Raw genomic sequence first — 11589 nt, forward strand, 5'->3', positions numbered from 1 at the left:
CCATCTTTTCGATCGAAGATATGTTTTTTGACACCACTCGCCCGGCCGGTGCGCCGTGTGTGAGCGACGCCCCTCCGTAGTGTGCCCTGGGTCACGTCGACAGCTCGTTGTCGCCGTGCGGTGGGCATGTTTCGGTTCGGGAATGCCGAGGCAGCGCAAACTCGTGCGTCGGGAGTACATCGACCTGCTCCGGGTGACGTCGGCCGCCTGTCCGAGGAGCTGAGAGCTCCCGAGGGCAGCCCTGCCTCCAGCGTCCGACGTGACGTGACGGCCCGTTCGGAGGGGTCCGGGCGTGTATGCGCGCGATTCCGTTCCGTGCGGGGCATCCTTCTTGCGGCCACGGCCTGACCGGCAGCCGCCCGCGCGAGCACCATCCCGTGCCAGCAATGTCTCGTGCCAGCACCGTCCCGTGCCGGCAATGTCCGAGGGGAGCCCCGCCATGACCGAGCCGACCTGGTCGTTCGAGACGCAGCAGATCCACGCGGGTGCGCAGCCCGATCCGACGACCGGTGCGCGCGCCGTCCCGATCTACCAGACGACGAGCTTCGTCTTCCGCGACACCGACCACGCGGCGGCGCTCTTCGCGCTGGGGGAACCCGGCAACATCTACACCCGGATCATGAACCCGACGCAGGACGTCTTCGAGCAGCGTGTCGCCGCCCTCGAGGGCGGGGTCGGGGCGCTCGCGACGGCGTCCGGGCAGGCGGCGGAGACGCTGGCGATCCTGAACCTGGCCGAGGCCGGGGACCACATCGTCAGCTCGGCGAACCTGTACGGCGGCACGTACAACCTGTTCCACTACACCCTGCCCAAACTGGGGGTGCGGGTGTCGTTCATCGACAACCCCGACGACCTGGATGCCTGGCGGGCGGCGGTGCGCCCGGAGACCAGGGCGTTCTACGGCGAGACGATCGGCAACCCGCGTCTGGACGTCCTCGACACCGCGGGGATCGCCGGGGTCGCCCACGAGGCCGGCGTGCCGCTGATCGTCGACAACACCCTGGCGACCCCGTACCTGTATCGCCCGTTCGAGCATGGTGCCGACATCGTCGTCCACTCGGCGACCAAGTTCATCGGCGGGCACGGCACGTCCATCGGCGGGGTCATCGTCGACGGTGGCCGGTTCGACTACGGCGCGAGCGGGCGGTTCGCGAACTTCACCACCCCCGACCCGAGCTACCACGGTCTGGTCTACTGGGACGCGCTCGGCCACGGCAGCTACATCGCCAAGGCGCGGGTGCAGCTCCTGCGTGACCTCGGGCCGGCCATCGCGCCGCTGAACTCGTTCCTCTTCCTACAGGGCCTGGAGACACTGTCGCTGCGCCTGGAGCGGCACAGCGCCAACGCGCTGCGGGTCGCCGAGTGGCTGGCGGCCCGGGACGAGGTGAGCTGGGTCGCCTACCCGAAGCTGCCGAGCTCGCCCTGGTACGGGCGGGCGGAGCAGGTGCTCCCGCGGGGTGCCGGGGCGGTGCTCGCGTTCGGCATCTCCGGTGGCGCGCCGGCGGGCCGCCGGTTCGTCGAGGGGCTGGAACTGTTCAGCCACCTCGCGAACATCGGGGACGTGCGCTCGCTGGTCATCCATCCGGCGACGACCACCCACTCGCAGCTCACCGACGCCGAGCAGGCGGCGACCGGCGTGACGGCGGACCTGATCCGGCTGTCGGTCGGCATCGAGCACATCGACGACATCCTCGCCGACCTCGACGCCGGGTTCCGCGCCGCGAAGGCCGGATGACCGCGCAGCCCGGGCACCGCCCGCTCGCCGTCCCGCCGGAGCCGCCCGCGCGACCGCGCTCGTCCGAATCCGGGTCCGAGCGCCGGACCGCCTCCGTGCCCGCACCGCCCGCGGCTGCGCCCGCACCGCCCGCGCCCGCGGCAGCCGGGCCGCCGGCCTCCGCCGCGTGGCGGGTCGGTGACCCGGTCGGGCTACGGCGGTTCGCCACACCAGCCCGCCCGCTGGCGCTGGAACGGGGCGGCTCGCTGTCCGGCCTGACAATCGCCTACGAGACATGGGGGCGTCTCGCCGTGGACCGGTCAAATGCGGTGCTGGTGCTGCACGCGCTCACCGGGGACAGCCACGTCCATGGCCCGGCCGGGCCGGGCCATCCCACCGCGGGCTGGTGGGATGCCCTGATCGGCCCGGGCGCTCCGCTGGACAGCGAGCGGTTCTTCGTCGTCTGCCCGAATGTCCTCGGGGGCTGCCAGGGGACCACCGGACCGGCCGCACCGGCCCCCGACGGCCAGCCCTGGGGCAGCCGGTGGCCGGAGATCACCGTCGGTGACCAGGTGCGGGCCGAGGCGCTGCTCGCCGACACGCTGGGCATCACCCGCTGGGCGGCGGTCGTCGGCGGCTCGATGGGCGGTATGCGGGCACTGGAGTGGGCGGTGGCACTGCCCGAGCGGGTGGCCAGGGCGGTCGTGCTGTCGTGCGGCGCGGCGGCGACCGCCGAGCAGATCGCGCTCTACGCGACCCAGCTCGCGGTGATCCGCGCCGACCCGCACTGGCTGGGCGGGGACTACCACCACCGGCCGGCTGGTGGTGGCCCGCACACCGGTCTGGCGTTCGCCCGCCAGATGGGCCAGGTCAGCTACCGCAGCGAGGCCGAGTTCGCCCACCGGTTCGGCAACACCGTGCAGAGCGACGGCCGCTACGCAGCCGCGTCCTACGTGGAGCACCAGGGGGCGAAACTGATCAGCCGCTTCGACGCAGGCACCTACGTCACGCTCACCACGGCGATGATGAGCCAGGACGTCGGCCGCGGCCGCGGCGGGGTCCCGGCAGCCCTGCGCGGCTGCCGGGTCCCGGTCACGGTCGCCGGCATCGACAGTGACCGGCTCTACCCGCCGCGGCTGCAGGCCGAGCTCGCCCGGCACCTGGGCACCGAGGCGCACCTGGTGTCGTCCGAGTTCGGCCATGACGGCTTCCTGCTGGAGACGGCGGCGGTCGGCCAGCTCGTGCGCGCCGCCCTCGCCGACGCCGGTAGCTGAGGCGGCCAGCCCGGTGCCGTTCGCGGCCGGTGTCGCTCGCGCCGAGGCCGCTGCGCCCCAGGCGGTCAGGCGGAGGCGGTCAGGCGGAGGCGGCGGCGCGCAGCGCGTCGGCGCGGTCCGTGCGCTCCCAGGTGAACTCGGGCAGCGAACGGCCGAAGTGGCCGTAGGCGGCCGTCCGCCGATAGACGGGGCGCAGCAGGTCAAGATCCCGGATGATCGCGGCGGGGCGGAGGTCGAACACCTCGTCCACGGCCCGCTCGATCCGCTCCACCGGTACCTGCTCGGTACCGAACGTCTCCACGAACAACCCGACCGGCTCCGCCTTCCCGATCGCGTAGGCGACCTGCAGCTCGGCGCGGCGGGCCAGGCCCGCGGCGACGACGTTCTTGGCCACCCAGCGCAGCGCGTAGGCCGCCGAGCGGTCGACCTTGGACGGGTCCTTGCCGGAGAAGGCACCGCCGCCGTGCCGGGCGTACCCGCCGTACGTGTCGATGATGATCTTTCGGCCGGTGAGGCCGGCGTCACCCTGCGGGCCGCCGATCTCGAACCGGCCCGTCGGGTTCACGAGCAGCCGGTAGCCGTCGACCTCGAGGCCCAGGCTCTCCTCGGCCAGCCGCTTGAGCTCCGGTTCGACGACCTGGGTGCGGATGTCCGGGATGAGCTGGCCCTCGAGGTCGACCCCGGCGGCGTGGTGGGCGGAGACCACCACGGTGTCGAGCCGCGCCGGCCGATCGCCGTCGTACTCGATGGTGACCTGGGTCTTGCCGTCCGGGCGCAGGTAGGGCAGCACCCCGTCGTGGCGGACCCGGGAGAGGCGCTCGGCGAGCCGGTGCGCCAGCGTGATCGGCAGTGGCAGCAGGTCCGGGGTCTCGTCGGTCGCGTAGCCGAACATGATCCCCTGGTCGCCCGCGCCCTGCCGGCCGAGCGCGTCGTCGGCGGCCGTCCCGCCGGCGGCGGCGGACCGCCGTGCCTCGTAGGCGTGGTCGACACCCTGGGCGATGTCGGGGGACTGCGCGCCGATCGACACCAGGACACCGACGGTCGCCCCGTCGAAGCCGGTCGCCGCGTTGTAGCCGATCTCGATCAGCGTGCGGCGCACGACCGCGGTGACGTCGATGAGCGCCGCGGAGGTGACCTCGCCGGCGACGTGCACGTGGCCGGTGGTCAGCAGCGTCTCGACCGCGACCCGGGAGGTCGGGTCGGCGCTCAGATAGGCGTCCAGGAGGGCGTCGCTGATCTGGTCGGCCAGCTTGTCCGGGTGGCCTTCGGTGACGGATTCGGAGGTGAACAACCGACGGGGCATCATGACCTGCTTTCTGTTTCTCGGCGGCGCGGGCAGGGCCGGAGCGGAGTCGTTGCCCGCGGGACAGGGGACGAAGGCGCGGAACGGCGGCACCGGCGCACCGGCGCACCGGCGCGACCGGTGGAAGGGGGTGGACGCCGTGGAACCGGTGCAGGACGCCGCAGGGCCGGTACGGGACGTCGCGGGGGCGGCACAGGGGGCAGCGCGACCGCGGCGCGGAACAGGGCTGCGGGCAGCCGGCTCGCGCGTGTGAGGAGGCAGGCTACCCGGCCGGAACCCGACAGGGCGGCCGCGACCCGCGGCGCGCGTGCCTGAGGAGGGGGCCGACGTGCCCAGGGAGGACACCCGCCGGCCGGGCCGCCGGGTGGCGGGCGGTCGAGGCGCGCGCTACCGGAGCGCCGACGCGGCGGTGCAGACGGCGGCGGTACAGACGGCGGAGCTGACCCGGCCGAAGTCGATGTGACTCCGGGTGACCAGTCGGGGCGCGTTCAGTCGCGCCGAACTCCACATGGGCCCGATTGCACCATCGGAAGGGACACCCGGTCAACTGTGCGGATCGGCGACGTCCCGGATGCCCGACCTGTGCTCCCCGGCCGGCCGGCAGCCGGGTGTGCGTGGAATGATCGTCGCACGGAGCGGCGGCCCCGGCGCGTATGGCGGCCCCGGTCGTCCGGACAGCGGTGCCGGCTGGCTGAGGAAGGGATCCGTGTCGACGAGCTCCGTCCCCCGCTGGTCCCGGTATCGCCTGCTGCTGGCCGCGATCGCCTGCGGGGCGGCGGCCGCGGCGCTCACCGTGGCCGCCGGGTGGCCCTACTGGCGCGGCGAGCCCGCCCTCGCGGCGGTCAACGCCTTCGTGGCCGGTGCGTTCGTCGTTTCCGGGGTCCTGCTCGCCGGCAACCCGGCGCTGCGCCGAACAGGCTGGATGGCCGTGGCCGCCGGCCTGTGCTGGGCCCTCACCTGGTTGCTGGGCTGGGACGTCGGCCCGCTGCCGGCCCTCGGCCTCCTCGCCAACGCGTTGTTCTTCGTGGCCTTCGGCTGGGGCGTTCTGCTCTACCCGGACGGGATCCCGACCGGCCGCCTGGACTGGTGGGCCGGCGCCCTCACGACCCTCGTCTACGGCCCGCTGGCGGCGCTGTCGATCCTGGTCTCCCAGCCGGAGTGGAACGGCTTCGACGCGGATGCGTCCTGGCCGACGCTGGCGGCCAGCGAGGCGCTGTTCGGCGCGATCAGCGACGGCTACCTGGTGGCCAACCCGGTGCTGGCAGCCGTGTACGTGGGGCTGGTCGGCCGGCACTGGGCCCGGCTGTACGGCCTGGAGCGGTCGGTGCTCGCCCCGGCGCTGGCCGCGCTGAGTCTTGTCGTCATCAGCCTGGCGGTGCTCTCGCCGACCCTGGACAACCGGGAACCCGGCCACAACGCCGACAACGTCGCCGAGCAGGGCGCCACGCTGGCGGTGCTTCCGCTCGCGCTGGTGCTGTGCGAGCTGTGGCGCGCCGTCACGGTCGCGACGTCCGCGGACCGGATGCTGCGCCCCGGCGGGGGCCCGACCACGGTCACCACCGTCCGGGACGCGTTACGCCGGGTGCTGCGTGACGACACCGTCGACCTGTACTTCTGGCTGCCGGACGAGCGCCGCTTCGTCGACGTCGACGGGGAGCCCGCCGAGCCCGACGGCGATCCCGGACCGGCCTGGCGTCAGCCGGTGTCAGCTCCGTCCGGTGAGATGCTCGCCCTCGTCACTGGCCGGTCGGTGCTGCGCCGCGGGCACGCCGCGTTCACCGGGTCGGCGCTGCGGGCCGCCCGGCTGGCGCTGCAGAACGCCCAGCTGCAGGTGGCCATCCAGGCGCAGCTGGTCGAGACCCGGGCGGCGCAGCGGCGGGTCGAGGAGGCCGAGGCAGCCGAGCGCAACCGGATCGCCCGTGACCTGCACGATGGCGTCCAGCAGCGGCTGCTCGCACTGGCGATGATGGTCAGTGCCGCCGAGTGGTCGGCGGACGACCCGGGGGCGGCGGAGACGGTGTTCGGTGACATCCGCGCCGGCCTGCTCGCCGCGAACGACGAGGTACGCACGATCGCGCGCGGCCTGGACCCGGAGATTCTGCGCAGCCGGGGCCTGGCCGGGGCGGTGCGCGCCGCCGCCGGTCGGCTGACACTGCCGGTCGACGTCGAGATCGCCCTGACCGGGCCCGGGCCTTACGGTGACCTGGCCGAGCGCACGGTCTACTTCGCCGTCTCGGAACTGCTGGCGAACGTCGTCAAGCACGCGGGGGCGACCTCGGCGCGGGTGCGGCTGTCGGGAGGCGCGCAGCGGCTGGTGGTGGAGGTGCGGGACGACGGGCGCGGCGGCGCCGCCGAGGGGACGTCCGGGGGACTGGCGGGTCTGCGCGACCGGGCGGAGGCGGCCGGCGGCAGCGTGGACCTCGCCAGCCCGCCGGGAGGCGGGACGACGGTGCGGGTCACCGTCCCGACCGCCGCGGCGCCGTGAACGGCCAAGTGGTGGCCGCGGCCGGTGCGGGTGCCGCGGCTGGCGCGGCGACGCTGGCCGTCGGGTGGCCCTATCTGGGAGGTGCCCCGGCGATCGCGGTGGTGAACGTCCTGATCGCGGGTGGCCTGACCGGCGCCGGCGTGCTGATGCTGCGCGCCGGGCCGCTGCGTGGCTGTGGCCGCCCGCTCGTCGGCGCGGGCCTGTCCTGGCTCGCGACCTGGGCGATGAGCTGGAACACCGGGATCCTGCCGGTGCTCGGGATCGCCGGGAACTGCGCCTTCTACGTGCTGTTCGGCCTGGCACTGCTGCGTTACCCCCAGGGGCGGCTGGCCGGCCGGGCGGACCGGGTGCTCGCCGTCGCGATGGCCGTGGCGCTCGGCCCGGTGATGGCCCTCAGCGTGGTCACCTCCCGGCCGCAGTGGAACGGCTACGCCGCGGACGCCTGGTGGCCCGGCTGGTTCGTGCACCGGTCGGTGTTCGGCATGCTGAGCGACGGATTCCAGGTGATCATCCCGCTGTTGGCGGTCGGCTTCGCGGTCCTGCTGTTCCGGCGGGTCCGCAGCCTGCGCGGCCCGGAGCGGGTGGTGGCCCCGCTCGTCCTGAGCATGGTGGGCGGCGCGATCGTCACCGTCGCGGTGCTCACCCCGCCGATCGAGGTGGACGGCCTGGACAGTGTCATGCGGGGGATCGCGGTCCAGAGCATCGTGCTCGCGGTGTTCCCGGTGGTGCTCGTGGTCGCCGCCGCGCGCCGGGCACTCGGGGTGGTCACCGCGGCCGACCGGGTGCTGCGCCTCGCCGACCCCGCCACCGTCCGCAGCGTCCGGGAGGCGCTGCGGACCGTGCTGCGTGACCCGACGGTCGAGATCTGGTTCCGGCTGCCCGACCTGCCCGGCTACGTGGACGTCGACGGCCGCCCCGCCCACCTGCACCTGACCGACCTCAACCTGGCCGGCAGGGACCTCGCGGAGGTGGGCGGTCGTGGCCTGGCCGCGGAGCCCCGCTGGGCCCGGGAGGTGCGGACCAGGGACGGCGCCGTGCTCGCCGTGATGACCGGTGACCCGGCCCTCGGCACCGACAACGCCTACACCGAGGCCGCCCTGCGGGCCGGGCAGCTGGCGCTGGAGAACGCCCAGCTCCAGGTCGCCGCCCGGGCCCGGCTCGTCGAGGCGCACGCGGCCCACCAGCAGGTAGCCGGCGCGCGGGCCGCCCAGCGCCGCCGGATGGCCGCCGACCTGCACGACGGCATGCAGCGGCGGCTGATGGAGCTCGTGCTGGTCGCGGCCGATGCCCAGGCCCAGCCCGCCGACCCGGCCGGTACCCGGACGGTGCTCCGCCAGCTGCACGAGGGACTGCTCGCCGCCAACCAGGAGGTCCGCGACCTGGGCCGCGGCCTCGGTCCCGGGGATGCGGCGGACGGACCGCCACACACCCCCGGGCCGGGATGGCCACCGCCGCCTGACCCGTTGTCCGCCATCAGGCCGTGATGACCGGCGTCAGCCGGCGTGGACCGGGATCCCGTCACCCTGCGGCACGTCGTCCCGGCCGGCCTTGACGAGCACGATCACGGCGATCAGAGCCAGTGCGATCAGCGCCGCGCTCCACAGGAACGAGGTCGTGTACCCCTCCACCGCCGCCTGCGCCTGGGCGGCCGGGCCGGTGCCGTGCGAGGTGAGGTAGTCGGTCACGGCCGTGGCGTAGACGGTGTTGAGCAGTGCCACCCCGAGCGACCCGCCGACCTGCTGGGTGGTGTTGACCAGGGCGCTGGCCACACCCGCGTCGTGCTCGGCGACCCCCAGCAGCGACACGCTGGACATCGGGACGAAGGCGAAGCCCATCCCGAAGCTGATCAGGAGCTCCGCCGGCAGCACCAGGGCGACGTAGCTGGAGTCGACGCCGATCTGGCTGAGCAGCAGCAGGCCGGCCACGGCGAGCACGCTGCCGCCGATCATCAGTGCCTTGGGGCCGACCCGGGGAAGGAACTGGCTGGACAGACCGGCCGAGACGATGATGCCCACGCTGAACGGCAGGAAGGCGAAGCCGCTGCGCAGCGCGCTGTACCCCAGCGTCGACTGGAAGTAGAACGTGAGGAACAGGAACATCGCGAAGAGCCCGCCGCCGATGAGCAGCGATGCCAGGAAGGACCCGCCTCGGTTGCGCTCCAGGGGGACGCGCATCGGCAGCAGCGGGGCCTTCGTGCGGGTCTCGATGACGACGAACGCGGCGAGCAGCACTGCCGACCCGACGAGCAGGCCGATCGTGGTGGCGGAGCCCCAGCCGTCCTCGGCGGCGACGGTGAAGCCGTAGACCAGCGCGACCAGGCCGGCGGTCACGGTCACCGCGCCCGGGATGTCATAGCTGGCCTTGCCCTCGGCCTTGCTCTCCCGCACGATCGGCAGTGCCGCGGCCGCCGCGACCAGCGCGATCGGGATGTTCACCAGCAGGCACCACCGCCAGGACGCGTACTCGGTGAGCAGACCACCAACGATGAGGCCGATGGCCGCGCCACCGCCGGAGATACCGCCGTAGACGCCGAACGCCCGGGCCCGCTCCTTGCCCTCGGTGAAGGTCACGGTGATCAGCGAGAGTGCCGCCGGTGCCAGCAGCGCCGCGCAGGCACCCTGCAGCGCCCGGGCTGCGAACAGGAACTCGGCGTTCGGGGCGGCGCCGCCGAGCGCGGAGGCCCCGGCGAAGCCGATGAGCCCCCAGATGAAGATCCGCTTGCGGCCGAGGAAGTCCGCGATGCGGCCGCCGAGAAGCAGCAGGCCACCGAAGGCGAGTGTGTAGGCGGTCATGACCCACTGCCGGTCGGCGGTGGAGATGCCCAGGTCAGCCTGGGCGTGGGGAAGCGCAATGGTCACGATCGACGCGTCGAGGACGACCATCAGCTGGGCGATGGCGATGATCACCAGCGCGAGCCAGCGCCGAGGGTCGACCTGCGGGCTCGTCCCCGGTGATCCGCCCGAGGCGACTGACTGCCCGTCGCCGACGATGTCGGTGGATGCGGTCACGGAAAGATCTCCTGATGTCCGGTGGTTGCGGTCTGTCGGGAGTGGCCACTACGGGGCGGCCGCCGTTGGTTCGACACGAGACAGTACGAGGGTCGATAGTACTGCATCAAACTAATTTCTCGCGCGAGAGGGCAATGATCAAATACACTCGTGCCGTGGACGGCGCCTGGAACGCATGTATCGGTGGGCATGCTCCGGACCAGATCGACGACCTCGTCGAACACTGGCAGCGCGAGCGCCCCGACCTCGACATCAGTGCCCTCGGAACCTTCGCGCGGATGAAGGTGTTCGTCACCGCGCTCGGCGCGCAGCGCGACCCCCTGGAGCAGTACGGACTCACACCCGGCGACTTCGAGGTGCTTGCCGCGCTCCGCGCGTCCGGCCCACCGTGCGTGCTGATCCCCTCCCAGCTCTCCGAGAAGCTGATGATGTCGCGGGCCGGCATCACCAACCGGCTCGACAGGCTGGAGGACGCCGGGCTGGTGGAGCGTCGGCTGGACCCGGCCGACCGGCGCAGCTTCCGGGTGGGGCTCACCGAGCGGGGGCGTGTCATCATCGACGCGGCGTTCACCGAGCAGGTGACACGTTTCGCCCGGTTGGCCGACCATCTCACACCGGAACAGCGCCAGCATCTGGACGATGCCCTGCGCACCCTGCTGGGTGTCCTCTGGCCGGCGCCGGCGCCGGCCCGGGCGACCGAGACCGAGGGCACGGCCGGGCACGCCGGGCATCAGCGGTGACCGAGCCGCTGTGGCGGCGGGACAGGAGCGTGCCGGCATGAAGGTGGCCTTCATCGGTCTCGGCACCATGGGTTTTCCCATGGCGGGGCATCTCGCCGCGGCGGGCTTCACCACCGTCGTCCACAACCGCACCGCGGCGACCGCCGACCGGTGGCTGGAGCGCCACTCCGGCACCACCGCTCCCACCCCCGCCGCGGCCGCGGCCGGCGCGGACGTCGTCTGTGTCTGCGTCGGTGCCGACGCGGACGTCCGCGAGGTGCTCACGGGCCCGGCGGGCGCGCTCGCTGCGCTGCGCCCCGGCGCCACCGTCGTCGACCACTCCACCACCTCCGCCGAGCTCGCCGTCGAGATCGCGGGCCAGGCGGCGCGGGCCGGTGTCGGGTTCGTCGACGCCCCGGTCTCCGGCGGTCAGGCGGGGGCGCAGGCCGGTCGGCTCAGCATCATGTGCGGCGCCGACCCGCGGACGCTCGAGACGGTCCGCCCGGTCCTGGCCGCCTACGGCAGCACGATCACCCGGATCGGGCCGGTCGGCAGCGGCCAGCTGACCAAGATGGTCAACCAGATCCTCGTCGCGGCCGCCATCGCGGGCGCCGCCGAGGCCCTCAACTTCGCCGTCGAGGCCGGCCTCGACACCGATCTCGTGCTGGCAGCCGTCGGCGGCGGCGCGGCCAGCAGCTGGTACCTGAACAACCGCGGCCACACCATGGTCCGCGACGAGTTCGACTTCGGCTTCGCCGTCGACTGGATGCGCAAGGACCTGCGCATCTGTCTGGCCGAGGCGGCCCGCCGCGGCATCCCGCTCCCGTTCGCCGCCCGCGCCGAGGCCGACTGCGCCGCGGCGCAGGAGCGCGGTGACGGGGGCCTCGACGCGACCGCCGTCATCCGCCTGCGCCGCTCCGAGACGCACCCGCCGCACCTCGCCGCCGGCCCTGGCGCCTCCGACGCCACCCATGGCACCCAGGTCACCGGAGCCACCGGAGCCACGACCGGTCCGCGCGCTGCCGACGACTCCGACGGGGCGGTCAGCTCCTGAGACTCGTCCGCCACGGCGCCGGCTGACACCCG

Annotated in this window: 9 protein-coding genes; 7 read left to right on the forward strand and 2 right to left on the reverse strand. The window is 73.6% G+C overall.

Features of this window, described 5'->3' with window-relative positions:
* Positions 1-439: 439 nt before the first annotated feature.
* On the forward strand, positions 440-1735 hold the full coding sequence (locus AB1460_RS14055; RefSeq protein ID WP_368961636.1) for a bifunctional o-acetylhomoserine/o-acetylserine sulfhydrylase: 1296 nt from the start codon (positions 440-442) through the stop codon (positions 1733-1735).
* A complete protein-coding gene (gene metX, locus AB1460_RS14060; RefSeq protein WP_368961638.1) occupies positions 1732-2988 on the forward strand; it encodes a homoserine O-acetyltransferase MetX in 1257 nt (418 codons plus the stop codon). Before AB1460_RS14055 ends, metX begins: the two co-directional genes overlap by 4 nt.
* Positions 2989-3067: 79 nt before the next feature.
* Here the strand turns inward: metX and metK are convergent, their stop codons facing one another.
* A complete protein-coding gene (metK, locus tag AB1460_RS14065) occupies positions 3068-4291 on the reverse strand; it encodes a methionine adenosyltransferase (protein ID WP_368961688.1) in 1224 nt (407 codons plus the stop codon).
* Between the two features lie 328 nt (positions 4292-4619).
* Here metK and AB1460_RS14070 point away from each other — a divergent pair, with 328 nt between their 5' ends.
* The 3 genes from AB1460_RS14070 (at position 4620) to AB1460_RS14080 (ending at position 8260) form a co-directional block, all read left to right on the forward strand.
* The gene (locus AB1460_RS14070) at positions 4620-4754 is read left to right on the forward strand and encodes a hypothetical protein (RefSeq protein WP_368961640.1); all 135 of its coding nucleotides are present in this window, start codon (positions 4620-4622) and stop codon (positions 4752-4754) included.
* Between the two features lie 243 nt (positions 4755-4997).
* Positions 4998-6776 (forward strand): sensor histidine kinase, encoded by a 1779-nt coding sequence (locus AB1460_RS14075; RefSeq protein ID WP_368961642.1) that lies wholly within the window; start codon positions 4998-5000, stop codon positions 6774-6776.
* Complete coding sequence (locus tag AB1460_RS14080) at positions 6773-8260, forward strand: histidine kinase (RefSeq protein ID WP_368961644.1); 1488 nt, start codon at positions 6773-6775, stop codon at positions 8258-8260. The genes AB1460_RS14075 and AB1460_RS14080 overlap by 4 nt, the downstream gene beginning before the upstream one ends.
* 9 nt (positions 8261-8269) lie before the next feature.
* Here AB1460_RS14080 and AB1460_RS14085 read toward each other — a convergent pair whose 3' ends face one another.
* On the reverse strand, positions 8270-9784 hold the full coding sequence (locus AB1460_RS14085; protein WP_368961646.1) for an MFS transporter: 1515 nt from the start codon (positions 9782-9784) through the stop codon (positions 8270-8272).
* A gap of 134 nt (positions 9785-9918) precedes the next feature.
* Between AB1460_RS14085 and AB1460_RS14090 the strand changes: the two genes are divergently transcribed.
* Together AB1460_RS14090 and AB1460_RS14095 are read left to right on the forward strand one after the other, a co-directional pair.
* Complete coding sequence (locus tag AB1460_RS14090; protein ID WP_368961647.1) at positions 9919-10524, forward strand: MarR family winged helix-turn-helix transcriptional regulator; 606 nt, start codon at positions 9919-9921, stop codon at positions 10522-10524.
* Between the two features lie 37 nt (positions 10525-10561).
* The gene (locus AB1460_RS14095; protein ID WP_420497266.1) at positions 10562-11557 is read left to right on the forward strand and encodes an NAD(P)-dependent oxidoreductase; all 996 of its coding nucleotides are present in this window, start codon (positions 10562-10564) and stop codon (positions 11555-11557) included.
* The last annotated feature ends 32 nt before the right edge of the window (positions 11558-11589 follow it).

The organism is Parafrankia sp. FMc2, from assembly GCF_041008525.1.
GTDB lineage: Bacteria > Actinomycetota > Actinomycetes > Frankiales > Frankiaceae > Parafrankia.